The 24899-nt window shown below is 70.1% G+C and carries 30 protein-coding genes; 9 read left to right on the top strand and 21 right to left on the bottom strand.

All coding sequences use genetic code 11. The features are described 5' to 3' along the window. Positions 1-12: 12 nt before the first annotated feature. On the bottom strand, positions 13-189 hold the full coding sequence (locus tag ACQEUU_RS08855; protein ID WP_433062736.1) for a hypothetical protein: 177 nt from the start codon (positions 187-189) through the stop codon (positions 13-15). Positions 190-319: 130 nt separating this feature from the next. Between ACQEUU_RS08855 and ACQEUU_RS08850 the strand changes: the two genes are divergently transcribed. Beyond that, complete coding sequence (locus tag ACQEUU_RS08850; protein WP_433062733.1) at positions 320-952, top strand: TetR/AcrR family transcriptional regulator; 633 nt, start codon at positions 320-322, stop codon at positions 950-952. Further along, positions 953-1393, top strand: a complete 441-nt coding sequence (locus ACQEUU_RS08845) for an acyl-CoA thioesterase (protein ID WP_433062730.1) — start codon at positions 953-955, stop codon at positions 1391-1393. A 681-nt stretch (positions 1394-2074) separates the two neighbouring features. Here ACQEUU_RS08845 and ACQEUU_RS08840 read toward each other — a convergent pair. From ACQEUU_RS08840 to ACQEUU_RS08825, 4 genes are all read right to left on the bottom strand, one after another. Continuing rightward, the gene (locus ACQEUU_RS08840) at positions 2075-2587 is read right to left on the bottom strand and encodes a VOC family protein (RefSeq protein ID WP_433062728.1); all 513 of its coding nucleotides are present in this window, start codon (positions 2585-2587) and stop codon (positions 2075-2077) included. A gap of 55 nt (positions 2588-2642) precedes the next feature. Beyond that, a complete protein-coding gene (locus ACQEUU_RS08835; RefSeq protein ID WP_433062725.1) occupies positions 2643-3614 on the bottom strand; it encodes a helix-turn-helix transcriptional regulator in 972 nt (323 codons plus the stop codon). Positions 3615-3659: 45 nt separating this feature from the next. Then, positions 3660-3836 carry a hypothetical protein gene (locus ACQEUU_RS08830; RefSeq protein ID WP_433062722.1) on the bottom strand — a complete coding sequence of 59 codons (177 nt, stop codon included), beginning with the start codon at positions 3834-3836 and terminating at the stop codon, positions 3660-3662. Positions 3837-4159: 323 nt separating this feature from the next. Next, a complete protein-coding gene (locus ACQEUU_RS08825) occupies positions 4160-4708 on the bottom strand; it encodes a TetR-like C-terminal domain-containing protein (RefSeq protein ID WP_433062719.1) in 549 nt (182 codons plus the stop codon). 26 nt (positions 4709-4734) lie between these two features. On the opposite strand from ACQEUU_RS08825, the gene ACQEUU_RS08820 reads away from it, so the two are divergent. Next, entirely contained in the window at positions 4735-5826 is a 1092-nt protein-coding gene (locus tag ACQEUU_RS08820; RefSeq protein ID WP_433062716.1) for an FAD-dependent oxidoreductase, read from the top strand. 240 nt (positions 5827-6066) lie between these two features. Here the strand turns inward: ACQEUU_RS08820 and ACQEUU_RS08815 are convergent, their stop codons facing one another. Together ACQEUU_RS08815 and ACQEUU_RS08810 are read right to left on the bottom strand one after the other, a co-directional pair. After that, entirely contained in the window at positions 6067-6192 is a 126-nt protein-coding gene (locus tag ACQEUU_RS08815; protein WP_433062714.1) for a hypothetical protein, read from the bottom strand. 260 nt (positions 6193-6452) lie between these two features. Next, complete coding sequence (locus ACQEUU_RS08810) at positions 6453-7256, bottom strand: alpha/beta fold hydrolase (RefSeq protein WP_433062711.1); 804 nt, start codon at positions 7254-7256, stop codon at positions 6453-6455. Positions 7257-7353: 97 nt separating this feature from the next. On the opposite strand from ACQEUU_RS08810, the gene ACQEUU_RS08805 reads away from it, so the two are divergent. Beyond that, positions 7354-8004 (top strand): TetR/AcrR family transcriptional regulator, encoded by a 651-nt coding sequence (locus ACQEUU_RS08805; RefSeq protein WP_433062708.1) that lies wholly within the window; start codon positions 7354-7356, stop codon positions 8002-8004. Positions 8005-8692: 688 nt separating this feature from the next. Here ACQEUU_RS08805 and ACQEUU_RS08800 read toward each other — a convergent pair. Next, positions 8693-9139: a DUF3037 domain-containing protein gene (locus tag ACQEUU_RS08800; protein ID WP_433062706.1), complete on the bottom strand. Its 447-nt coding sequence runs from the start codon at positions 9137-9139 to the stop codon at positions 8693-8695. A gap of 636 nt (positions 9140-9775) precedes the next feature. Between ACQEUU_RS08800 and ACQEUU_RS08795 the strand changes: the two genes are divergently transcribed. Then, positions 9776-10039 (top strand): hypothetical protein, encoded by a 264-nt coding sequence (locus ACQEUU_RS08795; RefSeq protein WP_433062703.1) that lies wholly within the window; start codon positions 9776-9778, stop codon positions 10037-10039. A gap of 52 nt (positions 10040-10091) precedes the next feature. Here the strand turns inward: ACQEUU_RS08795 and ACQEUU_RS08790 are convergent, their stop codons facing one another. Next, positions 10092-10739, bottom strand: a complete 648-nt coding sequence (locus ACQEUU_RS08790) for a hypothetical protein (protein ID WP_433062701.1) — start codon at positions 10737-10739, stop codon at positions 10092-10094. Between the two features lie 107 nt (positions 10740-10846). Here ACQEUU_RS08790 and ACQEUU_RS08785 point away from each other — a divergent pair, with 107 nt between their 5' ends. After that, entirely contained in the window at positions 10847-11593 is a 747-nt protein-coding gene (locus ACQEUU_RS08785; RefSeq protein WP_433062698.1) for a TetR/AcrR family transcriptional regulator, read from the top strand. A 205-nt stretch (positions 11594-11798) separates the two neighbouring features. Next, entirely contained in the window at positions 11799-12626 is an 828-nt protein-coding gene (locus tag ACQEUU_RS08780) for a 5'-methylthioadenosine/S-adenosylhomocysteine nucleosidase (RefSeq protein ID WP_433062695.1), read from the top strand. Positions 12627-12896: 270 nt separating this feature from the next. Here ACQEUU_RS08780 and ACQEUU_RS08775 read toward each other — a convergent pair whose 3' ends face one another. Next, a complete protein-coding gene (locus ACQEUU_RS08775) occupies positions 12897-14063 on the bottom strand; it encodes an acyl-CoA dehydrogenase family protein (RefSeq protein ID WP_433062692.1) in 1167 nt (388 codons plus the stop codon). A gap of 126 nt (positions 14064-14189) precedes the next feature. On the opposite strand from ACQEUU_RS08775, the gene ACQEUU_RS08770 reads away from it, so the two are divergent. Further along, positions 14190-15503 carry a UDP-glucose dehydrogenase family protein gene (locus ACQEUU_RS08770; RefSeq protein ID WP_433062690.1) on the top strand — a complete coding sequence of 438 codons (1314 nt, stop codon included), beginning with the start codon at positions 14190-14192 and terminating at the stop codon, positions 15501-15503. Here the strand turns inward: ACQEUU_RS08770 and ACQEUU_RS08765 are convergent, their stop codons facing one another. From ACQEUU_RS08765 to ACQEUU_RS08755, 3 genes are read right to left on the bottom strand one after another with little or no spacing between them, the layout of a single operon-like run. Further along, positions 15504-16376 (bottom strand): GNAT family N-acetyltransferase, encoded by an 873-nt coding sequence (locus ACQEUU_RS08765; protein ID WP_433062687.1) that lies wholly within the window; start codon positions 16374-16376, stop codon positions 15504-15506. 23 nt (positions 16377-16399) lie between these two features. Beyond that, positions 16400-16888, bottom strand: coding sequence for a 5-(carboxyamino)imidazole ribonucleotide mutase (purE, locus tag ACQEUU_RS08760; protein ID WP_433071784.1), 489 nt, complete (start codon positions 16886-16888; stop codon positions 16400-16402). A gap of 14 nt (positions 16889-16902) precedes the next feature. Next, on the bottom strand, positions 16903-18051 hold the full coding sequence (locus ACQEUU_RS08755) for a 5-(carboxyamino)imidazole ribonucleotide synthase (RefSeq protein ID WP_433062684.1): 1149 nt from the start codon (positions 18049-18051) through the stop codon (positions 16903-16905). Between the two features lie 147 nt (positions 18052-18198). Here ACQEUU_RS08755 and ACQEUU_RS08750 point away from each other — a divergent pair, with 147 nt between their 5' ends. Next, the gene (locus ACQEUU_RS08750) at positions 18199-18714 is read left to right on the top strand and encodes a GtrA family protein (protein WP_433062681.1); all 516 of its coding nucleotides are present in this window, start codon (positions 18199-18201) and stop codon (positions 18712-18714) included. On the opposite strand, the gene ACQEUU_RS08745 is transcribed toward ACQEUU_RS08750, so the two are convergent. The 8 genes from ACQEUU_RS08745 to ACQEUU_RS08710 all read right to left on the bottom strand — a co-directional run bounded on the left by ACQEUU_RS08745 (position 18698) and on the right by ACQEUU_RS08710 (position 24879). After that, the gene (locus ACQEUU_RS08745; RefSeq protein ID WP_433062678.1) at positions 18698-19975 is read right to left on the bottom strand and encodes an ATP-binding protein; all 1278 of its coding nucleotides are present in this window, start codon (positions 19973-19975) and stop codon (positions 18698-18700) included. The genes ACQEUU_RS08750 and ACQEUU_RS08745 overlap by 17 nt on opposite strands. Before the next feature lie 2 nt (positions 19976-19977). Beyond that, positions 19978-20646: a response regulator transcription factor gene (locus tag ACQEUU_RS08740; RefSeq protein WP_012888073.1), complete on the bottom strand. Its 669-nt coding sequence runs from the start codon at positions 20644-20646 to the stop codon at positions 19978-19980. Between the two features lie 253 nt (positions 20647-20899). Next, entirely contained in the window at positions 20900-21385 is a 486-nt protein-coding gene (gene bfr, locus ACQEUU_RS08735) for a bacterioferritin (RefSeq protein ID WP_433062673.1), read from the bottom strand. 17 nt (positions 21386-21402) lie between these two features. Continuing rightward, entirely contained in the window at positions 21403-21579 is a 177-nt protein-coding gene (locus ACQEUU_RS08730) for a (2Fe-2S)-binding protein (RefSeq protein WP_433071782.1), read from the bottom strand. A gap of 96 nt (positions 21580-21675) precedes the next feature. Further along, positions 21676-22296, bottom strand: coding sequence for an MBL fold metallo-hydrolase (locus ACQEUU_RS08725; protein ID WP_433062671.1), 621 nt, complete (start codon positions 22294-22296; stop codon positions 21676-21678). Further along, positions 22296-23381 carry an S-(hydroxymethyl)mycothiol dehydrogenase gene (locus tag ACQEUU_RS08720; protein WP_433062669.1) on the bottom strand — a complete coding sequence of 362 codons (1086 nt, stop codon included), beginning with the start codon at positions 23379-23381 and terminating at the stop codon, positions 22296-22298. Before ACQEUU_RS08720 ends, ACQEUU_RS08725 begins: the two co-directional genes overlap by 1 nt. Before the next feature lie 16 nt (positions 23382-23397). Beyond that, entirely contained in the window at positions 23398-24357 is a 960-nt protein-coding gene (locus ACQEUU_RS08715; protein ID WP_433062666.1) for an adenylate/guanylate cyclase domain-containing protein, read from the bottom strand. 9 nt (positions 24358-24366) lie between these two features. Continuing rightward, on the bottom strand, positions 24367-24879 hold the full coding sequence (locus ACQEUU_RS08710) for a PH domain-containing protein (protein WP_433062663.1): 513 nt from the start codon (positions 24877-24879) through the stop codon (positions 24367-24369). Between the last annotated feature and the right edge of the window lie 20 nt (positions 24880-24899).

The following is a 24899-nucleotide window of genomic DNA, read 5'->3' as shown; positions in this document are numbered from 1 at the left end:
GTCCGGCTGTCGTCAGTCGCCGTCCTGGTCGTTGTCGTCCTGGCCGTCGTCGTCCTGCGGGTTGGTGACCACGACGTCCGGATCGTCGTCCCCACCGTCGCCCCCGCCCCCGCAGGCACCCGTCAGCCCGAGCACGCCCACCATGGCGGCCGTGGCGAGCATGGCCTTGTGGCTCCTCCGACGCAGCATGCGCATCTCCTCAGCTCAAGGTCTTTACTGTCGCTTTCTCCTTAACCGCCGAACAGCGGGTTTAACAGGTGAGCCACGCGATCATACGGACCTCAAAATAAACGACCGATCGTTCATATAGTATGGCGGCATGACAGACGACGGACGCCTGCTGCGCGGCCGGCGCAGCAGGGAGGCGATCCTCGGCCAGGCCGTCAGCCTGGCCTCCGTGGAAGGCCTCGACGGGCTGTCCCTCAGCCGCCTGGCCACCGCGCTCGGCATCAGCAAGTCGGGGTTCTTCGCCCACTGGCGTGACAAGGAGCAGCTCCAGCTCGACGCCGTCGACTGGGCGGTCCGCCAGTGGACCGAGCGGATCATCTCCCCCGCCCTGCGCGCTCCCAGGGGCGTCCGGCGGCTCTTCGCGCTGCACGAGGCGCGGCTGCGCTTCTACACCGACCGGGTGCTGCCCGGCGGGTGCTTCTTCCTGGCGGTGCAGACCGAGTTCGACGACCGCCCCGGCCCGGTGCGCGAACGCGTCTCACAGGCGAGGCGCGACTGGCTGACGCTCGTGCAGCGCCTCGCCGCCGAGGCGGTCGCGTGCGGCGAGCTCCGGCCCGACGTCGATCCCGCCCAGCTCGCGTACGAGATCGAGGCCCTCGGTGAGCTGGCCGTCGCCCATTCACGGCTGTTCAGAGAGCCTCAGGCCATCACCTACTCGCGCCGCGCCGTCCTGCAGAGGCTGCGCGCGCTCTGCCCCGACCCCGCACTCCTGCCGGAGGACTGAATGACCGACGAAGGGCACTACGAGTCCGTCCACGTCCACTTCGACGACCTCGACCTCATGGGCCTGCTGCACAACTCGCGCTACGCCCTGCTGGTGGAGCGCGCGATCTCCGCCTACTGGAACAGGCTCGGCTGGTCGCCGGACCCCGCCACGTCGGCCTTCAAGGACGTCTCCTTCGCCGTGCGCGAATTCAAGATCACATACCGGACGCCCGTCGCGAAGGCCGGCGAGCTGGCGGTGCGCCTGTGGATCGAGAACATGGGCAACAGCAGCGTGGTGTACGGCTTCCTCGTCCTCTCGCCCGACCACGAGACCACCTATGCCGAGGGCTACCGTGCCCTGGTCAACCTCGACCCGGCGACGCTCCGCCCCACCCCGATCAGCGCCGAGTCCCGCGCCGCCGCCGAGCCCCTCTTCCTGCGCGCGGCAGCGCGCCTCTGACAGGCCACGGAGTCACAGAAGCGTACTTCTGTGTTTCCGCGTCAGCCGGACTCGGCGAACCGCCTGAGCACGGGGGCGAGCACGTCGGGCTCGACGCCGTGGTTCTCACCCTTGACGACCTGGAGGGTCGCGGTCGGCAGCAGCTCGGCGACGGCGCGGGCGCCATGCCCGCCATGGTGTCAGCCACGAACCGCCCGTCGTAGGCGATCGTGTGCGCCACCTCCTCGACGGCGGGCCAGAACGGGCTCTACCGCATGCCGGCCACGACCTCGGCGAGCCGATCGCCGCGGTGAAGAACATCTCCACGGCGTCGCCCGGACGGCCCTTGGCGATGGCTTCGTCGAGCCGCTGGACGTAGTCGCGCGGCACGGGCGGGCGGGTATCTCCCGCGCTCCTCCAACCCTCGACCTGTTCGGTGGTCGCGGGTTCCTCGACCTCATTACCGCGGAGCGTCTGAGCCTCGTGCTGATCGTTCGCGTTACGTGGCTGGATTGACGCCCCACGCCAGAAGGGCAGGCGACTGTGGCGAGGCCGAGCAAGGGGACGCGGTTCGTCGCCGTCGACGGCGTCGGCTATCGGTGGCGGGTGCGTTCCAAGGCGGGCCGCCGACGAGGCGAGGACCCGGCCCCGCTCCGCTTCACCGTCGAACGGGCCGGACGCCCGGGTGCGGAGCCTCCGGGGTCAGCGGGTTCTCGGGTCGCGGAGTGAGCTCATCGCCTCCATCAGGGTTTCGTGGATGTACTCCAGCTCAGGTGTGGAGTAGCTCGACCAGTCGTCAGATGATTCCTCGCTGGACCAGTCCTGGGCGGCCGCGAGTTCGTGCCGGTAGACCCACCAGAGGTTCCCCGAGGGGTCCTGGAAGCGTGCGAGGGTGTCACCGAAGAAGTCGGTCGGGCGGGTGACGATGCGCGCCCCGCGGGCCTCCGCTCGGGCGAGGGTGGCCGCCACGTCGTCCACGTAGACGCGGGTGAGCGCGGGGGTGAACGGCCAGTCGGGCTTGCGGTCGGCGAGGCTCAGCAGCGAGTCGCCCAGCCGCAGCTCGGCGTGGAGGATGAGCCCGTCCTTGTCTGCGGTCCGGGCCTCCGGCACGTCGGCCGCGCCGAACACGTCGATGAGGAAGCCGATCAGCTCGGCCGCGCTGTCGGTGATGATGAACGGGTTCACCGTGTTCGAGCCGGCGGGTGTCGCGGTCATGGTGGTCCTTCCCTTGAGGGGATCGGTGGTGACCGCATGATGGCAGCGGATGAGGTCACCTCCTGTCCGCGTCGACCGACGGGGAGGTGTCGAGGGCGTGCAGCATCCGTACGAGCGCCGCGCGCAGTTCCGCGCGGGCTGGGTCGGTAAGGTCGACGCTGTACGTGACGCCCTCCGGAATCCACGACAGCCCGTACATCGTCTCCCGGATGTCGGCCCCGCCCACCGGCCAGATCGTGGTGTCGGCGCCCGCCGGTTCGGCGCCCTGCGCCCACGCGCCGAACAGCCGCCGCAGCCGTTCGATCGGCATCCGGATGGTGGCCGTCGCGTCGTTCGCCTGCTTGCCCCATGACGCCGCGACGGCCACGTACTCCTCGACCTGCCGCGGCGAGAGCGGGCGCGGCTCGAAGAACGCTCCGGTGCGGAGCACGCCGGAGATCCGATCGATGCGGAACGTGCGCCAGCCGTCGTGGTCGAGGTCCCAGCAGAGCAGGTACCAGTGCCGTTCGGACGGCGTCAAGTGGTGCGGCTCGACGTGGCGCGACCGCGACCTGTGAGTGAAGCGGACCCGCTCGCCGTCCCGGCAGGCCAGCGCCAGTTCGGTCAGCACGGCCGGGGACACCCCGGCCCCGGTCCCGGCCGGCCGGACCGCTGTGGCGAGCGCGTTGACCCGTTCCCGCAGCGCGGCGGGCAGCACCCGTTCGAGCTTGGCGAGCGCCCGTACCGTCGTGTCCGCGCCGTCGGTGAGCTGCCGCGTCGCCGCCAGCCGCAGGCCCGCCGCCATGGCCACCGCCTCCTCGTCGGTGAGGAGCAGCGGCGGCACCCCTTCACCGGGTTCGAGACGGTAGCCGCCGGCGAGCCCCGGAGCCGACTCGATCCGGTAGCCGAGGTCACGCAGGCGTTCGACGTCCCGGCGTACCGTGCGCTGCGAGACCCCGAGCCGCTCCGCCAGCTCGGGACCCGTCCAGTGCCGGTGCGTCTGCAGCAGGTTGAGGAGGGCGAGCGCGCGTGCGGTGGGGTTCGGCATGCCGCCCAGCTTGCCGTGGAACGCGGACTGTTCCCGTCCTCATCGTCAGGAGTGCGGGTCTCCGAGGTGCGGGAACCGGTCCAGGGTGTCGGTGTGCGGCGACAGGCCGGTGGGCGGCGCCTCGTTCTTCGTGAGGAGCGCGACGCGCATGTCGATGACGTCCTCGGTGAAGGTCCGGCCGTTGGGGTACGCGGCCGGCTTGGACGGGTCGAAGTGCAGCACGTCCGGCAGGAGGCCGGGTCGTCGATCGCGGCGACCGCCTCGTCCCGGGAGTAGCCGCCCGTGTGGCCCAGCAGGTGGACGAACTGATCCGTCCACCGTTCCCGGTCGTCGGCCGGCTCGCCCGCGTTGTACTCCTCCTTCGTGTCGTCGGTGTTGAAGAAGAAGGCGTCGCTGCGGCTGCCGGCGGCCACCTTGTAGTCGCCGCCGCTGACCACGTTGGCCCGGGGCCCGAAGGAGACGGCGGCGTCCGCCACGATCCTGTCGCCCACGGGTTGACCCCCGTCAACCCTGTTTCTGCAGGTTAAGCGGTAGGTGTACGTCGGTCAGCGCGGTGCGAAGCCGTGCAGCAACGCCTCGACGACCTCGTCGGCGGACGGCAGCGGCTTGCCCAGGAGCCCCCGATAGACGATGACCCCGACGAGCATGTCGCTGATCAGCCACAGGTCCACATCGGCCCGCACCTCGCCCCGCGCGAGCGCCCTGTCGTAGATGCCCCAGGAGCGCTCCATCCGCGACCGCATCGCCGAGCGCATGACCTCGGCCACGGCGGGGTCGCGCCCGGCCTCGCCGTAGATCTGCCCGGCCATCGTCGCGGACGCCCGCCACGCCTCCAGCGTCTCTTCGGCGACCACGCGCAGGTCGCCCGCGAACGACCCGGTGTCGGGCATCGCGACCTGTGCGTCCATCGCGGCGGCGAGCGCGTCGAGCAGGAGGTCGCGCTTGGTGGCGTAGCGGCGGAACACGCTCGCCCTGCCCACGGAGGCGGCCTGCGCCACCTCGTCCATGGTGAAGTCCAAGCCCTTGGTGAAGAGCAGGGCGGCAGCCGCCTGTTTGATGCGCAGATCAACCTCAGGGTCGGGCTTGCGGGCCATATATGAGACTCCTAGTATCAGATACTATGGGTATCAGAATAGTTATCATAGGCGCCGGTCCAGGTGGGCTGACGGCGGCGCGCTCGCTGACCGCCGCCGGGCACCGGGTACGGATCCTCGAACAGGCCCCGGCCCTGCGCACCTCGGGCGGATCGGTGACCCTGTGGCCCGGCTCGATCCGCATCCTGCGGGAGCTCGGCGCCGACCCGTCCGACCTCGGCAGCCGCCTGACCCGGCTGGAAGGGTGGGCGCCCGACGGCGAACGGCTGATGACCATCGACCTCACCCGCGCCGAACGCGCCCACGGCGCGCCCAGCGTGCACCTGACCCGCCGCGCCCTGGCGGAACGCCTGGCCGAAGGGGTCCCCGTCGAGTACGGGAGCGAGGTCGTGGCCGTCGCCCCCGAGCGGGCCGAGGTGACGCTGGCCGACGGACGCACGATCAGCGGGGACGTTCTCGTGGGTGCGGACGGCCGCGACTCGGCCGTCCGGCGGGCGCTGTGGCGCGAGGACCCCGCCGAGCGCACCCCCTGGGTCACCTGGCAGACCTTCGCCGGCGCGCCCGAAGAACTGGTCGGCAGCGGCCGGTCCCTGGTCATCACCGGCGAGGAGGGGATGTGCGGACTGTCCCCGGCGGGTCCCGGCCGGGTGCTGTGCTGGTTCGAGGTGCGGACCGCACCGGGCCGGCCGCTCTGGCTCGACGAGGCCGACCCGGTCGTCCGGCTCAAGGAGGTGTTCGGCGGCTGGCGGGGCCTGGTGCCCGAGGTGCTGTCGGTGGTGACCGACCTGGAGGCGTTCCCGCACTGGCGTCACAAGGTGCCGCGGACCTGGGGACGAGGGCCGACCACGCTGCTCGGGGACGCGGCCCACACGATGCCGCCCAGCCTGGCCCCCGGCACGAACCAGGCGGTGGAGGACGCCTGGCTGCTGGCCCGCTCGCTGTCGGATCTGCGCGGATACGAGAGGACCCGGGCCGGGCAACTGCGCCTGCCCGCCCGGCTGGCCGGGGCCGAGATCACCAACCAGCCGGGCAGGCGCGTGCCCGGCGGGCTCATGAGCACGCTGTACTCCTGGTGGATCCGCAGGTCGAGCGGATACCTCTCCAGCCGTCCGGGCTGACCGAGCGGATCCGCTCCCCCGCCCTGCGCGCTCCCAGGGGCGTCCGGCGGCTCTTCGCGCTGCACGAGGCGCGACTGGCCCCAGCCGCCCCGGCGATCTCGCGAAGGGCGTCAGGACGAGTACATCCGCTCAAGGCCAATGAGGAGGATGCGCGAATCGTGCCCGGCCTCGGCCTTCAGTTCGTCCGTGAACCCGGCTCCGCCGTAACAGGCCAGGATGGTGTCGCGCGTGTCGTAGCCTTTACGACCCAGCAGGTCCCGCGCCCTTCTCCAGGACGTTCAGCGGATGAGTGATCTGGTCCGATCTGCGGCCCACGAAGCCGGCGATCCCGCCGTTGGTGGCGTTGCCGCCGGCAATCGCGGCCAACACTGAGTGGTAGAGAGCAGGGTCGCGGATATCGGTTTCCTCCGCGTCAGCGCCTCGGTGAACAACCGGAGCGACTCGGCCTCTGTGGCCTCGACCGCGCCGAAGTACATGCCGTCGGCCACCTCGGCCAACGCCTGCAGCAAGAAACTCTTCCCCCGCCGGCGCCGGCCGGAGACCCGCCCCGGCTTCGCCAGCACTCGTCCTCCCCCAGAACTTACAGAAGCGTACTTCTCAGAAGTACGCTTCTGTAAGCTCGGCGCTCACCCGGACTCGGCGAATCGCCTGAGCACGGGGGCAAGCACCTCGGGCTCGACGCCGTGGTTCTCGCCCTTGACGACCTGGAAGGTCGCGGTCGGCAGCAGCTCGGCGATGGCGCGGGCGCCGACCATCAGCCACGGCTCGGTGCCGTCGCCGTGCATGGCGAGCACAGGGACGTCGACCCTGGCCCAGCGGTCCTTATCGAGCGGGTTGCCCGCCATGGTGTCGGCCACGAACCGCCCGTCGTAGGCGATCGTGTGCGCCACCTCCTCGACGGCGGGCCAGAACGGGCTCTGCCGCATGCCGGCCACGACCTCGGCGGGCATGCCGATCGCCGCGGTGAAGAACATCTCCACGGCGTCGCCCGGACGGCCCTTGGCGATGGCGTCGTCGAGCCGCTGGACGTAGTCGGGCGGCACGGGCGGGCGGGTGTCGTCGACGATGAACGGCGGCTCCCACAGCACCAGCCGGCTGATCGGCAGCCCGGCCGCCGCGGCGTCGAGCGCGAGGGCCGCGCCGGAGGAGGCGCCGCAGACCATGGCCGGCGCTCCGGCGTCGTCGATCAGCGCCGCGAGGTCCTCGATCTCGCGCTCCGTCGCGTACGGGGCGGTGTCGGCGCTCTGGCCCCGCCCGCGCCGGTCGTAGGAGTACGTCCGGAATCCGTCGCGGAGCAGCTCCCCGACCTGCGCTCCCAGCGGGTTGACGGCCCGGTGGGAGGTCGCGCCGTCGACCATGATCAGCGGCTGTCCTTCGCCCACCGCGTCGAACGCGATGATGGTGCCGTCCTTGGAGCGAACCGTTCCCATGATTGGCTCTCCTCTGTTTCGGAACTGGACGGTACAGTACTCACATCGGTACGGAACTGTCCAGTACTATCCTGTGCCGAGGCTTCGAGGAGGCGTTGTGGACCCACAGCAGAGCGGTGCCCAGCCGGACGGCGGACGCACCGCCAGGAAACGGCGCGCCATCCTGGCCGCCGCCACCGAGGTGTTCCTGCAGAACGGCTACCTCGGCGCCAGCATGGACGAGGTCGCCGCCAAGGCCGCCGTGTCCAAGCAGACCGTCTACAAGCAGTTCGCGGACAAGAAGCACCTCTTCGCCGAGATCATCCTCGGCACCACCGCCCAACTCGTGGACGGCTTCGAGCAGACGTACGGCAGCGTCCTCGACGAGGCCACCGACCCGCGCCAGGCCCTGCGCGACCTCGCCCGCGTCTTCCTCGCCAACCTCACCCGGCCGGACGTCCTCCAGCTGCGCCGCCTGGTCATCGCCGAGGCCGACCGGTTCCCCGACATCTCCGGGGCGTGGTTCGAGCGCGGCTTCCACCAGTCGCTGGTGCTGCTGGGCGAGGCGCTGGAACGCCTGGCGGACCGCGGGCTGCTGCGGAGGCCAGCGGACCCGACGCTGGCCGCGTACCAGTTCGCCGGGCTGGTCATGTACAAGCCGATGAACCAGCTCATGTTCGCCGGCACCCACGCGGGCCCGGACCCCGAGGAGCTCGACCACATCGCCGACCAGGCGGCGGAGGCCTTTCTGGCGGCGTACGGAGTGTGAGGCAGGCAGTCGTGATGGCGGAATGCCCTGTGCTACGGCGGCACCCGATAGGGCCCTGCCCGTGATTCCCGCTGCCGCAGGGCCGATCCCGCTGACCAGCGGCGCGACGGCACCCATAAGCGCGGCGGAGTATAGGAAGAGCCCAAGCAGGCCACCACAGCCGAGCGCCCCCGCGGCCTCGAAGGGCAAGCGATCGCGCCAACCTGGAAGGCCGGAGCCAGGAACAGTCAAGCAAGGGAGGAGGCAACATCCCATTATGGCCTTTTGGCAGTAGGACTGCGTCAAGGCAGCCATCTGAACAGATCAGAGCAGCTCAATATGGCAAAATGGGTATCACGAGCAGCTATTTCAGCATTCGTCCTAGTCTTCGCAGTTGCCGCGGGGAGCGCCCTCCTGCTGTCTCCGATCGCGTTGGGCTGCCATCGCCGGCATGGCCCGCCGCCTCACCCGGAGCGGCCCCGCTCGGCGACAGGCCAAAATCGTCTGCGCCTAAGCAAGATCGTCGATCTCAAACACTCACTGAGGTCGACGTGCGCCGCGTCGCCCGCGCGTTCTTCCGAGGTGAAACAGGGAGAATATACTGGCGAGAGATCGGGACCGGCCACAGAGATGATCGACTCGACGTCAGCAGAAGTTCGTCCGCATTTTCGACGAAGAACTCAAGAAAGCCGAAGCAATCGCCCCCTCGTCACCTCATGCGGCCGAAGAGACAGGCTAGATCCACACCGAAAGCCACCACAGTGTTAGGTGTGATCACGGTTATCGAACTCGCGATCCTGGTACAAACGCGAGAGCTTCTTGAGGGTCGTTCGCCAGTAGCAGGCTCGCTGAACTGCGCGACGTTGCGGTGATCGCGGTGTGGTTTCGCCAACCAATCCTCGCCGAGAGGCTCGGCCTCATCCTCCATGAGGGCGGCCTGGTTCTGATCGCTCTTCTCGCCGAGGGCTAGGAGGCAACTCGTGGCGGCCTCGAGAGCTGGCCCGCCGACGAACTTACGGATCCTATCGGTATCGCTCAGTTGCCTGACCGCCCACCGGCCAGCGAGAGGATCTACGGCAACAGCTCCGATGTTGACGAACTCACCGGTGTGCGGGTCCGGGAGACAGCGAACAATCGAGTAGACAAAACGACTCATGGGACCGGCCTCCCCTTCTAGATCAACTCTCGGGATCCTGATCAGAGTCACACACCAACGCGTCGATCATGCAGCCCACTCCGACGGCACGTTCTCGACGGCAAGAAGGCTACGCGCGGACTCCTGGCGCCCCCCGAGCCTTAACGAAGTAGCGGCGCCCGTCACTGGCCAGGAGATGCAGGCCTGGACCAGACCTGACCAGCCGCGCAGAACCCCGGGCGTCCTGTTCGGTCTTGTGGCCATGGACTTCGCCTGGCTGATGCGCCCCGCCCCCTCCCCGCCTCCGCCATACCCTCAAGCGTTCCGAGGCTCCCCACCTGTACGCCCTCATCGACCGTATCGGCATGGAGTTGGAAGCACCCCAGACAGACCTGATCGCCGTCAGCGGTGACGTCAAAGCCTCGTTCCGTCACCTACGGCTGGCGCGTCGCCCTTCTGGCTCAGAGATCGCTCACTCCCGAAACGGCGACGCCAGACATGGGCTACGGTTTCACCTGACTTCCGGCACTCGTACGGCTCAGAGGTTCCATGGCGATTCCGAGGAAGTACTCGCGGCCGATCACCGTCGGCGATACCCGATTCCGCTGGCGCGTCCGGCGCAAACCGACGTACTGCCAGGGGAACAGTTGGTCCCCCATGACGTTCGCGGTGGAACGGGACGGCGCTCCGGGGCGCGTACTGCTGGTGTCACTCCCCTGCTCCAGACCGGACGCCTGGCTGGGAGAGCGAGCCATCGCCATCCGGCCGGCGCTCGTGACGGCGGCCATCCGCCTGGCGCTCGATCGCGGCTGGGACCCACGGCGAGCGGGCAGCGCCTTCCTCCTGGAACTCACCGATGACGACCTGACCGCCATGACGGCCGGGCCGCCCGCGTACGACATCCCTTTCATGCGCAGATGACCTCCGGCTCGCGTGGTCCGGTAACCGGATGGAAAGCCAAGCCTCGTGGCGATCACGCCGCGGCGGCGTCGCGCGGCCGGACCCGCAGCCGGGCCAGGACCATGAGCACGGCGACGGCGGGGCCGATCCCCCAAGCCAGCGGCGCGACGGCGCCCATGAGCGCGGTGGAGTCGAGGAAGAGCCCGAGCGCACCGCCCAGGCTGAGCACCCCCGTGACCCCGAAGGCCACGCCGATCCCGCCGGCCCAGAAAGCGGGGGCCAGGAACAGGCAAGCCAGGGAGAAGAACACACCCCAGCCGAGCATCTCCAAGGTGAACGTCAGCGACGGCAGCCCGTAGGGCTGGAACCACTCCAGGCCAGCCGCCGCGTCCCGGCCGGCACTCTGCCTGACCATCGTCAACGCCACGAACCGGTTGGCACAGGTGCACACGGCACACAGGACGACGAACGTCAGCGAGACGAGCGTGTAGACCTGCTTCCCGGCCGGGGCGGCGAGATGGATGGCGCACCACAGCGGCACCATGATCAGGCCCGCGAGCATCATGATCACGTGGAAGGTCGTCGCGAAGGGCTCCTCGGGTGGGAACGGCAGCCCTCGCACCGTCATCACGGCCAGAGCCGCCATGTAGACCACCAGCAGGGCGACGAACCCGCCACCCGCCCAGGTCCCCACGGAAACGACTGCCGCCCTGTCTCTCATGTCCTCACCCTCCGGTTAGTGGCGTATCTCGTACACCATAACGGTGAATTGTGTACGCCACTATAGGGTTCGTCTGAACGTACGGCACCGCGAGGGAGACAGCCGCGATGGGCGAGCAGCACAGGAGACCCACACCAGCGGGCATCGAACTGGCCTGGCGCGCCTCCCGGACCCGAGCCGACCACCAGGCGGACGGCAGGCACAGACCGGGCCCGCGGCCAGGTCTGAGCCTGGAACGGATCGTCGCGGCCGCGATCGACATCGCCGACCGCGAAGGGCTCGCCGCCGTGTCGCTCGCGCGGGTCGCCTCCGCCCTCGGCACCGCGACCACCTCGCTGTACCGGCACGTCCGCGCCAAAGACGACCTCGTGATGGTGATGCGCGACGCCGCCGCCGCGCCGCCGCCCGATCTACCGGCCCCCGACCCGGCGCGATGGCGGGAGTCCCTCGCCGACATCGCCTGGCAGATCTACGACCTCTACCGGCGACACCCCTGGACGCTGCAGGTCCCCACGTTCGGCCCGCCGAACACCCCGAACTACCTGCTGTGGGGAGAACTCATGCTCAAAGCCCTGTCCCGCACCCGCCTGGGCCCCCACGACCAGCTCCGCGCCGTCACCCTCATCTTCGGCTACGTACGCGAGCAGGCCCGCCTCAGCCTCGACCCGGTCATCGCCGACGGCGCGGCGGAGGACTACTTCCGATTCCTCGGCAAGGTCATGACCCCCGACCGGTATCCCATGTTCTGCCGCCTTTTCGCCGACGAGGCGAACACCGGTTCCATCGGATACACCGCCGAGGACTTCACGTTCGGCCTCGACCGGATCCTGGCCGGGCTGGCCGAGCTGGAGTGATCCATCCGGGCCTCCGGGATTCCGCGTATCGGTAACAGCTTGGAGGCCAACGATGTCCACCCCGCATCACGACAGCGAGGCGCTGATCCCACGCCCGCCGCTGCTCGCCGGACGGCAGTCGCTCAGACCGCCCCGGCCTACTGGGCTCTGTTCGTGCCAGTTGCGGGAGCTGATAATGAGGGCCCGCGGCTAGGTGAGGTTCTCGATGCCGGAACAGATCATCGTGCTGACAGCCCTCGAAGTCGAGTACAACGCTGTCTACCAGCATCTGACGGAGTTGGAGACGGATGAGCACGAATCCGGGACCACCTTCGAAATCGGCACGATGCGCGGCTGCCCGTGGCAGGTGGTGATGGCCGAACTCGGTCCCGGCAACCTTGGAGCCGCCGTGGTCACGACACAGGCGATCCAGCGATACTCGCCCCGTGCCGTACTCATGGTGGGGATCGCAGGCAGTCTGGCTCCGGACAAGGTCAAACAGGGCGACGTCGTCATTGGCACCAAAACCTACTGGTACCACTCGGCCAAGCACGAGGGCGAACGTGTCTTGGCTCGCCCGGACAGCTGGCCAGGATCCCACCGCCTGCTGCAGCGGGCCAAGGTGGTAACCAGGAGAAAACCGTGGGGCCAGGCGAGGTTCGGGGTCCATACGAAGCCGATCGCCTCGGGCGAGGTGGTGTTGAACTCGGCCGATTCCTCGCTCAAAGACCAGTTGCGATTCCACTACAACGACGCCGTAGCCATCGAGATGGAGAGCCGTCCGCGCGAAAGCCTCCACCCTCGACGACCGAGTCACACGACTCCAGTCCCCATGAGGGACAATGATCCGTTCGCCACGCTGGAGGACCAGATCGCACGGACCCAGAAGGAGGTCCGCCGAGCGTTCTCCCACCCGGCCGCCGACGATCCCCTCGCCGCGCTCATGGGCGCTCTGGACACGCTGAACGGGCACCTGACAAACCTCATCGACCTGACCAGTGGCGAACAGCGACGTGCCAAGGGAACGCGGAAGGTTCTCCTGCGGGACCAGTAGAGCGGCTTGCCGACCAGCTCGCAGTCCCCGGAAAGGACTGGACCCACGCCGGCCGAGGCCCGCTGCATGGAGGAGGTCTTCGGACGCTCGACCTCTTCGGCGGCCGCGGGTTCCTCAGCTTCATCACCGCGGAACACCTGCTGATCGTTCGTGTCACCTGGTTGGATTGACGCCGCCTGCCCACAACACAGCTTACGGAGGCCCTTCCAGCTCCCCCTGGAGGGCCTCCGCATCCAAGCACGGCCAGGCGGAAGGTTTCCGCGTTACCAGCTACTTGAGGAGCTGCCGGGCCATCACCATGCGCTGGATCTGGTTGGTGCCCTCGTAGATCTGGGTGATCTTGGCGTCTCGCATCATGCGTTCCACCGGGAAGTCCTTCGTGTACCCGTACCCGCCCAGCAACTGCACCGCGTCCACGGTGATCTCCATGGCCGCGTCCGAAGCAGCACACTTCGCGGCGCTGGACAGGAACGTGAGGTCCTTCTGGGGCTGGCCCTTCATGGCCAGCTCGGACTTGGCCGCCGCGTGGTAGGTCAGCTGCCGCGCCGCCTCCAGCTTCATGGCCATGTCGGCGAGCATGAACTGCACGCCCTGGAAGTCGGCGATGGCCTTGCCGAACTGCTTGCGTTCCTTCACGTAACCGACCGCGTAGTCGAGCGCGCCCTGGGCGATGCCGAGCGCCTGGGCGGCGATGGTGACGCGGGTGTGGTCGAGGGTGGCCAGGGCGGTCTTGAAGCCGGTGCCGGGTGCGCCGATCATGCGGGACTCGGGGATCCGCACGTCTTCGAGGATCACCTGGCGGGTCGGGGATGCCTTGATGCCGAGCTTGCGCTCCTTCGGCCCGAACGAGACGCCCTCGTCCGACTTCTCCACGACGAAGGCGGAGATGCCGCGGGCGCCCCCGGCGGACGGGTCGGTGACGGCCATGACCGTGTAGTACTCGGACACGCCGGCGTTGGTGATCCACATCTTGGTGCCGTTGAGCACGTAGTGGTCGCCGTCGCGGACGGCGCGGGTCTTCATGCCGGCGGCGTCGGAGCCGGCCTCCGGCTCGGAGAGCGCGTACGAGAACATGGCGTCGCCGCGGGCCACGGCGGACAGGTACTGCTGCTTGAGCTCCTCGGACGCCGACAGCATGATCGGGACGGTGCCGAGCTTGTTGACCGCGGGGATCAGGGAGGAGGAGGCGCAGGCGCGGGCGACCTCCTCGATGACGATGACGGCGGCCAGCGCGTCGCCGCCGGCGCCCCCGTACTGCTCGGGGACGTGGATGGCGTGCAGGTCAGCGGCGACGAGGGCCTTGTAGACGTCCCACGGGAACTCCTCGGCCTCGTCCGCCTCGGCGGCGCGGGGGGCGATCTTCTCGTCGGCGAGGGCCCGGACCGTCTCCCGGAGCATGTCGTGCTCTTCGGCGGGCGCGTACAGAGGAAAGCTCATACCTCAGATAGTAGGACGTCCAAGCATCTTGCTACCAACCGGTACGGTTTGTCGAGTTGGCAAGGTGGCACGAAGAAGGGGTAACGCGGGCCTGTAGCATGCCTCCGCGATGGAAAGGAGCTACTCGTGCCATATCGCCTGACGGTGATCGGGACCGGCTACCTGGGCATCACGCATGCGGCCTGCATGGCGGATCTCGGGTACGAGGTGCTCGGCCTCGACATCGACGCCGGCAAGGTCCGCTGCCTCAACGACGGTGAGCTCCCCATCCACGAACCGGGGCTGGAGCCGGTGCTCCGCCGCGGGCTGGAGTCCGGCCGCCTGCGTTTCACCACCTCCTACGAGGAGGCGGGCGCGTTCGGCGACGTCCACTTCATCTGCGTGGGCACGCCGCAGAAGAAGGGCGAGTACGCCGCCGACGTGTCCTACATGGACGCCGCGATCGACTCACTGGCCCCCTACCTCGACCGCGAGTGCCTGGTCGTCGGCAAGTCGACGGTCCCGGTCGGCACCGCGTCCCGGCTGGCCGACCGGCTGACCATGCTGGCCCCGACGGGCGCGCAGGCCGAGCTGGCGTGGAACCCGGAGTTCCTGCGCGAGGGCTTCGCGGTGCAGGACACCCTCAACCCCGACCGCATCGTGCTGGGCGTCCGCACCGAGCGGGCCGAGAAGGTGCTGCGCGAGATCTACGAGCCGCTCGGCGACGTGCCGATGGTGGTGACCGACTTCGCGACGGCCGAGCTGGTCAAGTCCGCCGCCAACTCCTTCCTGGCCACCAAGATCTCCTTCATCAACGCGATGGCCGAGGTGTGCGAGGCCGCCCACGCCGACGTGCAGCAGCTCTCGCTCGCGCTCTCGTACGACGACCGGATCGGCGGCCGCTACCTGAACCCGGGGCTCGGCTTCGGCGGCGGCTGCCTGCCCAAGGACATCAGGGCGTTCATGGCGCGGGCCGGCGAGCTGGGGGCCGACCAGGCGCTGACGTTCCTGCGCGAGGTGGACGCGATCAACATGCGTCGCCGCGCCCGCATGGTCGACCTGGCCCGAGGGCTGGCCGGGGGCTCTTTCCACGGCTGCACGGTCGGCGTGCTCGGCGCCGCCTTCAAGCCGAACTCCGACGACATCCGCGACTCCCCCGCCCTGGACGTGGCGCTCACGATAGAGCGTCAGGGCGGCAAGGTGACGGTGTACGACCCGATCGCGCTCGACAACGTCCGCAAGGCGCACCCCGAGCTCGCCTACGGTCAGTCCGCTGTCGACGCGGTACGCGGCGCGCACGTCGTGCTGCTGCTGACGGAGTGGAAGGAGTTCGTCGACCTGGACCCGGAGGCGCTGGGCTCGGTCGTGGCCGCCCGCAAGATCGTCGACGGGCGCAACGCGCTCAACGCCGAGGCGTGGCGCTCCGCCGGGTGGCACTACCGGGCGCTGGGCCGCCCCTGATCAGCGGCGCACCCACTGGGTGAACACCGGCCGGTAGCCCTGCCTGGCCCAGAACGGGCCCGACAGCGGGTTCGGCACGGCGTGGTGCAGCACCGTCACGGCAACGCCCGACGCGTCCAGCCGGGCGTGCGCGGCGGCGGCCAGCGCCGCTCCCACCCCGCTCCCCCGTACGGCGGGATGGGCGTACATGACGGCCAGATAGGCGGCCGGCGTCCGCGTCACCAGGGACGCGACCCAGCGCGACCGGGGCGGCGGGTCGACGATGACGACGCCGGTCACCGCGCCCCGGTCCTCGGCGACCCAGGCCCACGAGTGCGGCAGCGTCTCGGCCAGGTGCTCCCTGATCCTGGCGGGGGTGGACGGCCGCGGCGTGACCCAGCCGAACTGCGCGTCGTAGGCCACCAGCGCCTCGTACAGGCGCGCGACGCCCTCCAGATCGCCGGGGGCGGCGGGGCGCACCCGCGGGCCGGGCCTCGCCCGTACGGCGCCGCGCGGGCGGGCGGCGACCGCGACCAGCGGCGCGAAGCCGCGCAGGGACAGGGCGCGGACGGCGGCGGTGTCGCGGCTGGGCCAGAGCACCGCGAGCGGGCCAGGCTCCGGCCGGGGCGCGGCCGTCCAGGCGTCCAGCAGCGCGCCGAGCGCCGCCTCCGGGTCGGGCCCGCTGACGCGGGCGTGCAGCCGGTGGACGACGAGCGGGCTCCAGGTGGCGGCGAGCGCGTCGGGGGTGGCACGGTCCATCGTGGCCAGGCCGACGCCGCCGGGCACCTCGACGAGTTCCTCACCGGGGCCGGGCCTGGCCAGCCGGTCCTGACCTCCTGCCAGCGGGTCGGCGGCGCGGACCCGGGCGGCGTGGACCGCCAGCACGGCCGGCACGACCGTCTCCGCCGGCGGGCGGATCAATCGGCCGGCTTGAGCGCCGCGGCCTCGGCGCGCAGCCGCTCGCCCTTGGCGTGCGCCTGCTCCTTGAGCCGCTCCTGGAACTCGACCATGCGGGCGCGCAGGGTGGCGTCGGTGGCGGCGAGGATGCGTACGGCGAGCAGGCCGGCGTTGCGCGCGCCGCCGACGGCGACGGTCGCGACGGGCACCCCGGCGGGCATCTGCACGATCGACAGGAGGGAGTCCAGGCCGTCGAGGTACTTCAGCGGCACCGGCACCCCGATCACCGGCAGCGGCGTCACCGAGGCCAGCATGCCGGGCAGGTGGGCGGCGCCGCCCGCGCCCGCGATGATGACCTCCACGCCGCGGTCGGCGGCCCGGCGGCCGTACTCGATCATCTCCGTGGGCATCCGGTGGGCGGAGACCACGTCGGCCTCGAACGGGACGCCGAACTCGGCGACCGCCTCCGCCGCGGCCTTCATCACCGGCCAGTCGGAGTCGCTGCCCATGACGATGCCGATGCTCACGTGTACTCCCCGGTCATGAGGTAGACGGCGGCGTGGCGGGCGCGGGCCCTGACCTCGTCGAGGTCGTCGCCGACGGCGGTGACGTGGCCGATCTTACGGCCGGGGCGCACCTGCTTGCCGTAGAAGTGCACCTTCACGCCGGGGTCGTGGGCCATGACGTGCTCGTACCGCTTGAACAGGTCGGGGTCGTCGCCGCCGAGCAGGTTGGCCATGACGACCGCGGGGGCGGTCATCGCGGGCGAGCCGAGCGGCAGGTCCAGCACGGCCCGCAGGTGCTGCTCGAACTGGGAGGTGCGGGAGCCCTCGATCGTCCAGTGGCCGCTGTTGTGCGGGCGCATGGCCAGCTCGTTGACGACGAGGCCGCGGGCGGTCTGGAACATCTCGACGGCCAGCAGGCCGGTGACGCCCAGTTCCTCGGCGATCCGCAGGGCGACCCGCTGCGCCTCGGCCGCCTCCTCGGGGTCGAGCCCGGGGGCGGGGGCGAGCACCTCGACGCAGATGCCGTCGCGCTGCACGGTCTCGACGACGGGATAGCTGACGCCCTGGCCGTGCGGGGAGCGGGCGACGAGCACGGCCAGCTCGCGTTCGAACGGGACGAACGCCTCCGCCAGCAGCGGCGACCCGGCAGCGAACGCCTCGGCCGCGGCCGCCTCGGAGTCGCACACCCACACGCCGCGGCCGTCGTAGCCGCCGGTGATGGCCTTGAGGACCACCGGCCAGCCGTGCTCGGCGGCGAACGCGGCCGCCTCGCCGGGATCGGAGACGCGGGCCCAGGCGGGGCACGGGGCGCCGATCGCGGTCAGCCGCTCGCGCATGACGGCCTTGTCCTGGGCGTGGAGGAGGGCGTCGGGGCCGGGGTGGACGGCGTGACCGTCGTCGACGAGGGCCCGGATGAGCTCGCCGGGGACGTGTTCGTGGTCGAACGTGATCGCGTGACAGCCCTGGGCGAAGGCGCGCAGGTCGTCGAGGGAGCGGTAGTCGCCGACGACGGTGTCGACGACGACCCGGGCCGCGCTCTCGTCGGGGGCGCCGGCGAGCACGCGCAGCTCCACGCCGAGGGCGATGGCCGGGGGCTGGGTCATCCGGGCGAGCTGCCCGGCGCCGACGATGCCGACGACGGGGCCGATGGGACTGTATGCGTTCACGTGAGGTGAGCATACCGGCCGCCTCCTGGACGTTCCCAGGTAGAGACCCTTACGCGGTCATCAGGTCGAAATGGCGCTATGGGGGAAGTGTTCAGGAAAGGGGATCCTGACGCGGGCGGTAAGGTACGCCGGTACGCTGAAGTGGTCGTGATTGACGAGGCAGAAGGGCCGAGCAGAAACGTGCGGTTCGTCAAGAGCTTGTACCAGCGGTTCGCCGCCCTTCTGCACGAACTGACCAAGTTCGGCATCATCGGCGGCCTCGCGTTCCTGATCGACCTGGGCGCGCTCAACTTCTTCCACCTGGTCGTCGGCATCGGGCCGATGACCTCGAAGGTGGCGGCCACGACGATCTCGACCACGTTCGCCTACGCGGGCAACCGCTTCTGGACGTTCCGCCATCGCGAGCAGAGCGGGCTGGGGCGCGAATACTTCCTGTTCTTCCTGATGAACGGCATCGCGCTGCTGTTCGGCGTGCTGGTGATCGGGTTCACCACCTACACGCTCAAGCTCGACGACCCGGTCAGCCTCAACGTCGCCAACATCATCGGCGTCGGCCTCGGCACCCTGTTCCGCTACTGGTCCTACAAGAAGTGGGTGTTCCTGGAGGCCACCACGCCGATCCCGGCCGAGCTGCCCGGGGTCGGCATCAGGCAGGACCGCTGACGACGCGGGTCCGGTCCTGGCCGTCGGCCGGGCGCAGGAAGACGGCGAAGGTGACGGGCCTCCTGCGTACCAGCTCCAGCCGGCCGCCGTCTGCGGCGGCCAGCGCGCGGGCGAGCGTCAGCCCGAGGCCGGTGCCCCCGCCCCCGCTCACGTTCCGCTGGAAGATCTTGGGCGCGATCTCGTCGTCGATGCCGGGACCCTCGTCGGTCACCTCGATCACCACGTAGTTGTCGCCGCTCGTCGTGGTCACGGTGACGGTGCCGCCGCCGTGGCGCAGCGAGTTCTCCAGCAGTGTGGCGATGACCTGGCCGAAGCCGCCGGTGGTGGCCAGGGCCTTGAGGTCGCGGGTGCCGGCCAGGACGAGCCTGCGGCCCACGCCGCGGAACACCGGATCCCACTCGGTCACCTGCTGGACCAGCACCTCGTCGATGGAGATGGGCTCGGCCTGGGAGTGGCGCTGGCGGCGGGCCGCGGCGAGCAGTTCGTCGATCACCGCCGTGAGCCGCTCGGCCTGCACGATAGCCGCCTCGCCCTCCTCGCGGACGACGTCGGGGTGGTCGGAGGCGGCGACGATCTCCTCAAGCCGCATGGTGAGGCCGGTCAGCGGGGTGCGGAGCTGGTGTGAGGCGTCGGTGGCGAACTCGCGCTCGCGGGTGAGCAGGTCGGAGATGCGCGTGGCGCTGCGGTCGAGGACCTGGGCGACCCGGTCGAGTTCGGGGATGCCGTAGCGGTGCCTGCTCGGCCGGGCGTCTCCCGAGCCGAGCCGTTCGGCGATCATGGCCAGGTCGCGCAGCGGCAGCGAGAGCCGGCGCGACTGGACGATCGCCAGGCCGACGGCGACGGCGAGAGCCGCGACGGCCAGGGCGACGATCAGCAGCAGGCGCGCGTACACGTCCTGCTCGACCTGGGCCCGGTCACGGCTCACCCGGACGAAGATGCCGCTGTCGGACTCGGCGTCCTCGGTCATCTCCTGGCCCGAGGGCGGCGGCGTGCCGACGACGGTGGCCTTGGGGGGGTTCCCGCGCTCGAATATCTGGATGTAGCGGTCCGGGTACTTCTGCTCCAGCTGCTGCGGGTCGAGCGGCGTCTCCTGGATGCGGGCGTACTCGACCTCCCCCACCAGGCGGGTCGCCTCGGCCCTGAGCTCCTGGGCGGCCTCGTCGACGATCAGACGGCTGACCACGACCCCCAGAGGCACCCCCAGCAGCAGAACGGCGATGGCCGCGACGAGGAGGGTTGAGGAGAGCAGGCGTCGGCGCATGCCTACTCGCGCTCGAAGCGGAAGCCGACTCCCCGGACGGTGGTGATGTAGCGGGGCTTGGCGGCGTCGTCGCCCAGCTTGCGGCGCAGCCACGAGATGTGCATGTCCAGGGTCTTGGTGGAGCCCCACCAGTTGGTGTCCCACACCTCCCGCATGATCTGCTCGCGGGTGACGACCTTGCCGGCGTCGCGTACGAGCACCCGCAGCAGGTCGAACTCCTTGGTGGTGAGGTGGAGCTCCTTGTCGCCCATCCAGGCGCGCCGGGAGTCGGCGTCGATGCGGACGCCCTGGACGACCGGGGTCTCCGACGTGCCGCGCCGCAGCAGGGCGCGGACCCGGGCGAGCAGTTCGGCGAGCCGGAACGGTTTGGTGACGTAGTCGTCGGCGCCGGCGTCGAGGCCGACCACCGTGTCGACCTCGTCGACGCGGGCGGTGAGGATGAGCACCGGAGTGCCGTGGCCTTCGGCGCGGATGCGCCGCGCCACCTCGAGGCCGTCCATCTCGGGCAGCCCAAGGTCCAGAACGATGAGGTCGATCCCACCCGACAGTGCCCTCTCCAGGGCCTGCGGGCCGTCGGGGCTCACCTCAACCTGGTAGCCCTCGCGGCGCAGGGCGCGCGCGAGCGGCTCGGAAATCGAGGTGTCATCCTCGGCGAGAAGTACGCAGGTCATATGGCGATCGTAGGACCTTAGGCGATCGTTTCCCGGGCACAGCGCGCGGTTTGACTCGTAGTTGACCTATCTATTGACCTGGGCAAACGCGACTAAATGTCGGTTAGTCGTGATTAAATTAGCGCGTTTCTCGGGGACAAACCCTTACGCCTCCGAGAAACGCGACCGCCCGCCGGGAAAACCGGCGGGCGGGGGTCACGGCGGCGAGCCTCGAAGGGCGTGGTGGCGGACGGCGCGCGAGAGGGCGGCGGGCTCAGTCGTCGACGGACCGCGGCTCGGCGTAGCGGGCGAGGTAGAGCGGCTCGCCCAGCGTCTCCATGAGCTCGAGCTCGGTCTCCAGGTAGTCGATGTGCTCCTCCTCGTCCTCGAGGATCTCCTCGAAGATGCGGGCGGAGGTGATGTCGCCCTTCTCGCGCATCAGCGCGATGGCGGGCCGCAGCCGCTGCACGACGCCCAGCTCGACCTCCAGGTCTGCCTGGAGCTGCTCGCGCACGGTCTGCCCGATGTGGAGCGTGCCCAGCCGCTGGTAGTTGGGCAGCCCTTCCAGGAACAGGATGCGATCGGTGAGTCGCTCGGCGTGTCGCATCTCTTCGAACGACTCGTCGCGGGTGTGCCCGGCCAGTTTGGTGTAGCCCCAGTTCTCCTGCATCTTGGCGTGCAGGAAGTACTGGTTGATGGCCGTGAGCTCCGCCGTGAGCTGCTCGTTGAGCAACTCGATGATCTGCTTGTCACCCTGCATGGAACGGGCCCCTTGTGCTATGCCGTGGTCAGGTCCTCAGACCTTTTCAGCATCGCACAGATCTTCCGTACACAACGGGCGCAGTCGCCCCCTGCGCCCGTGGTGTCGCGGATCTGCTTCGCGCTCCTGGCGCCCGCGGAGATGCAGTCGTGGACGTCGTTCTCGGTCACGGCACGACAGACACACACGTACATCGGGGCAGCCTCTCGGGGGAGCTGGATAGGTAAGGCATACCTAAGGTAGCTCACTGAGGTAAGGCTTGCCTATGTGGGCTCCGCCATAAAGCGGCGTCAGTGGCCGCGGGCGATCCATTCGTCCAGGTGGGGGGCCTCCGCGCCGATCGAGGTCGAGTCGCCGTGCCCGGTGTGGACGACGGTCTCGGACGGCAGCACGAGCAGCCGCTTCTTGATCGACTCGATGATGGTGTCGAACGACGAGTAGGACCGCCCGGTCGCCCCCGGCCCGCCCTTGAACAGCGTGTCGCCGCTGAACAGCGCGCACACCTCGGGCGCGTGCAGGCAGACCGCGCCGGGCGAGTGGCCGGGGGTGTGGAGCACCCGCAGCTCGATCCCGCCGACCTCGATCTTCTCGCCGTCGGCGAGCGGCTCGTACGCGACGTCGCTCCCGTAGACCTGGTCCCAGAGCACCTGGTCGTCGGGGTGCAGCCGGATCGGCGCGCCGGTGCGGCGGGACAGTTCGGCGGCGGCGTTGATGTGGTCGTTGTGCCCGTGGGTGCAGACGATGGCGCGCACCCGGCGCCCGCCGACCCGCCGCGCGATGGCCTCGGCGTCGTGCGCGGCGTCGATCACGACGACCTCGCGGGCGTCGCCGACCAGCCAGACGTTGTTGTCGACGTCCCACGTGCCGCCGTCGAGGGAGAACGTGCCGGAGGTGATGACCCTGTCGAGCATCAGAGGATCACCACCGACCGCAGCACGTCGCCGCGCTCCATCTTGTGGAAGGACTCCTCGACCTGGTCCAGCGCGATCGTCTCGGTGACGAACTTGTCGAGCGGCAGCCGGTGCTGCAGGAACAGGTCGATGAGCATCGGGAAGTCGCGGCTGGGCAGGCAGTCGCCGTACCAGGACGACTTGAGCGCGCCGCCCCGGCCGAACACGTCCAGCAGCGGCAGGTCGAGGCGCATCTCCGGCGTGGGCACGCCCACCAGCACGACGGTGCCGGCCAGGTCGCGGGCGTAGAAGGCCTGCTCGTAGGTCTCGGGGCGGCCGACCGCCTCGATGACCACGTCGGCGCCGAAGCCGCCGGTGAGGTCGCGGATCGCCTCGACCGGGTCGCTCTCGCGGGAGTTGACGGTGTCGGTGGCGCCGAAGCCGCGCGCCCATTCGAGCTTGCGGTCGTCCACGTCCACGGCGATGATCCTGGCGGCGCCGGCCAGGGAGGCGCCGAGGATCGCGGCATCGCCGACACCGCCGCAGCCGATCACCGCGACCGAGTCGCCGCGGGTGACGCCGCCGGTGTTGATGGCGGCGCCGATGCCCGCCATCACGCCGCAGCCCAGCAGCCCGGCCACGGTCGCGGGCGCCTCGGCCGAGACTTTCGTGCACTGCCCGGCGGCGACCAGGGTCTTGCCGAGGAACGCGCCGATGCCGAGCGCGGCCGACAGCTCGGTGCCGTCGGCGAGGGTCATCTTCTGGGTGGCGTTGTGGGTGTTGAAGCAGTACCACGGCCGGCCGCGCAGGCAGGCCCGGCACTGACCGCACACGGCCCGCCAGTTGAGGATGACGAAGTCGCCCGGCTCCAGGCCGGTCACGCCCTCGCCGACCGCCTCCACGACGCCCGCCGCCTCGTGCCCGAGCAGGAACGGGAAGTCGTCGCTGATGCCCCCCTGGCGATAGTGGAGGTCGGTGTGGCAGACGCCGCAGGCCTGCACGGTCACCACCGCCTCTCCCGGCCCGGGGTCCGGGACGAGCACGGTTTCGAGAGAGACTTCCTGGCCCTTGCCTCGGGCGATGACACCCTGCACTTCGTACGGCATGCCAGCCATCTTGTGTCTAGGAGGCTGATCTCCGCAAGACATGCGGGCGCACCACGCCGAGACCTCTCGCCTGACGCTTCCTGTGCCGGTGGACGACGAACCGCCTGTCACCCTTCAGCGCCCCGGCCAGCGCGTCGTCGGTCAGGATCATGCCGGGCCCGGCGATGGCGGTGAGCCGGGCCGCCAGGTTGACGGTGGTGCCGAAGACGTCGCCCAGCATCGGCAGCACCGGCCCGTACGCCAGGCCGACGCGCAGCTCCTCGGCGTCGATCAGGTCGAGCGCGATGGCGGCGGCCTGGGCGGGGGTGGACGCGGTGAACAGCACCTCGTCGCCGAGCGTCTTGACCAGGCGGGCGCCGTGCGCGGCCACCACGTCGGCGGCCCGCGACTCGAACCCCTCCACCAGCGCGGCCAGGTCGCGCTCGGGCAGGTCGCGCGAGCGCCGGGTGAAGGACACCAGGTCGGCGAAGCCCACCGCGATCGGCACGGGCTCGTCGCCGACGGCTGCGACGGCCAGCAGGCGGGCGCTGGCCGCGGCGAGCTGGGCGCGCCAGACGTGGATGAGCAGCCGCTCGAAGTCCGGCAGCAGGGTCCTGGCCGTCTCCAGCACCCGGTCGAGGTCCCCGGCCGACGGCTCGCGGCCGCCGGGGACCATGGCCCCGATCACGATCTCGGCCTGCCACTGGGCCAGCCGGGACGTGGTCTGGCCGAGCGCCCGCGCCATGCGGACGACGCTCTCCTCGTCGAACGTCCCGCTGTCGAGCATGGCGCGCACCCGCGAAAGCGCCTCGACGTCGGCGTCGGAGAACGCCACCGCGTCGTCGGCGAGGGTGGCGAAGCCGAGCGCCCGCCAGATCCGCTCGGCCAGCTCTCGTGAGACGCCCGCCTCGGCCGAGACCTCCTTGCGGGTGAAGCGGGAGGGCAGGCCGGACAGGAGCCGCTCGATCTGCCTGGCCGTCGGCGCGCGCTCGTCCACGCGTGCAGGTTACCGGCCGTCCACCTCGCCGTCGGCCGCGTCCTCCAGCAGCCGGAACAGCTCGGTGCGGACCTCCTGGATCCGCGGGATGTCGCGCAGCACGATCTCGCCCCGCTCGCTCGCGGACTCGACGGTGAGGGTGCCGCACCCCAGCAGCCGTTCGAAGAACGTCTGGTCGGAACTGACGGTGTTGACCTTCGACATCGGGATGTCGTCGGTCGACTTGTTGAGCACGCCCGTGCTGATCGTGAACCGGTGGGTGGTGAGCACGTAACCGGTGTTCTTCCACTGCAGGTACGGGAAGAACGACCAGGTCGTCAGCAGGAACAGCCCGACGACGGCGACCGCGATGCGGGCCCAGCCGGCGTACTCCCACGTGCCGGGGATGTAGTACATGGCCGCGCCGGTGGCGGCGGCGATGAGGATGAGCGCGATGAAGGGGACGACCAGCCGCTTCCAGTGCGGGTTGAAGGACCGGACGCGGCGCTCACCTTGGGTCAGGTGGTGGTCGGGAATGGTCATGGGCACATGGTGCCACCCCG

The sequence above is a fragment of the Nonomuraea sp. CA-218870 genome (assembly GCF_050936535.1).
Taxonomy (GTDB): Bacteria; Actinomycetota; Actinomycetes; order Streptosporangiales; family Streptosporangiaceae; genus Nonomuraea; species Nonomuraea corallina.
Note: the sequence above shows the minus strand (reverse complement) of the source record. Positions and strands in the feature narration are given on the sequence as shown.

Excerpts from the sequence above, each read along its gene's own strand:
- ACQEUU_RS08795 (WP_433062703.1), top strand. The coding sequence starts at position 9,776 with ATGACGTTCGCGGTGGAACGGGACGGCGCTCCGGGGCGCGTACTGCTG.
- ACQEUU_RS08835 (WP_433062725.1), bottom strand. The coding sequence starts at position 3,614 with ATGCCGAACCCCACCGCACGCGCGCTCGCCCTCCTCAACCTGCTGCAG.
- ACQEUU_RS08800 (WP_433062706.1), bottom strand. The coding sequence starts at position 9,139 with ATGAGTCGTTTTGTCTACTCGATTGTTCGCTGTCTCCCGGACCCGCAC.
- ACQEUU_RS08850 (WP_433062733.1), top strand. The coding sequence starts at position 320 with ATGACAGACGACGGACGCCTGCTGCGCGGCCGGCGCAGCAGGGAGGCG.
- ACQEUU_RS08790 (WP_433062701.1), bottom strand. The coding sequence starts at position 10,739 with ATGAGAGACAGGGCGGCAGTCGTTTCCGTGGGGACCTGGGCGGGTGGC.
- ACQEUU_RS08825 (WP_433062719.1), bottom strand. The coding sequence starts at position 4,708 with ATGGCCCGCAAGCCCGACCCTGAGGTTGATCTGCGCATCAAACAGGCG.
- ACQEUU_RS08810 (WP_433062711.1), bottom strand. The coding sequence starts at position 7,256 with ATGGGAACGGTTCGCTCCAAGGACGGCACCATCATCGCGTTCGACGCG.
- bfr (WP_433062673.1), bottom strand. The coding sequence starts at position 21,385 with ATGCAGGGTGACAAGCAGATCATCGAGTTGCTCAACGAGCAGCTCACG.
- ACQEUU_RS08780 (WP_433062695.1), top strand. The coding sequence starts at position 11,799 with ATGCCGGAACAGATCATCGTGCTGACAGCCCTCGAAGTCGAGTACAAC.
- ACQEUU_RS08775 (WP_433062692.1), bottom strand. The coding sequence starts at position 14,063 with ATGAGCTTTCCTCTGTACGCGCCCGCCGAAGAGCACGACATGCTCCGG.
- ACQEUU_RS08725 (WP_433062671.1), bottom strand. The coding sequence starts at position 22,296 with ATGCTCGACAGGGTCATCACCTCCGGCACGTTCTCCCTCGACGGCGGC.
- ACQEUU_RS08840 (WP_433062728.1), bottom strand. The coding sequence starts at position 2,587 with ATGACCGCGACACCCGCCGGCTCGAACACGGTGAACCCGTTCATCATC.
- ACQEUU_RS08720 (WP_433062669.1), bottom strand. The coding sequence starts at position 23,381 with ATGCCGTACGAAGTGCAGGGTGTCATCGCCCGAGGCAAGGGCCAGGAA.
- ACQEUU_RS08745 (WP_433062678.1), bottom strand. The coding sequence starts at position 19,975 with ATGCGCCGACGCCTGCTCTCCTCAACCCTCCTCGTCGCGGCCATCGCC.
- ACQEUU_RS08820 (WP_433062716.1), top strand. The coding sequence starts at position 4,735 with ATGGGTATCAGAATAGTTATCATAGGCGCCGGTCCAGGTGGGCTGACG.
- ACQEUU_RS08730 (WP_433071782.1), bottom strand. The coding sequence starts at position 21,579 with ATGTACGTGTGTGTCTGTCGTGCCGTGACCGAGAACGACGTCCACGAC.
- ACQEUU_RS08740 (WP_012888073.1), bottom strand. The coding sequence starts at position 20,646 with ATGACCTGCGTACTTCTCGCCGAGGATGACACCTCGATTTCCGAGCCG.
- purE (WP_433071784.1), bottom strand. The coding sequence starts at position 16,888 with ATGGGCAGCGACTCCGACTGGCCGGTGATGAAGGCCGCGGCGGAGGCG.
- ACQEUU_RS08785 (WP_433062698.1), top strand. The coding sequence starts at position 10,847 with ATGGGCGAGCAGCACAGGAGACCCACACCAGCGGGCATCGAACTGGCC.
- ACQEUU_RS08845 (WP_433062730.1), top strand. The coding sequence starts at position 953 with ATGACCGACGAAGGGCACTACGAGTCCGTCCACGTCCACTTCGACGAC.
- ACQEUU_RS08710 (WP_433062663.1), bottom strand. The coding sequence starts at position 24,879 with ATGACCATTCCCGACCACCACCTGACCCAAGGTGAGCGCCGCGTCCGG.
- ACQEUU_RS08855 (WP_433062736.1), bottom strand. The coding sequence starts at position 189 with ATGCTGCGTCGGAGGAGCCACAAGGCCATGCTCGCCACGGCCGCCATG.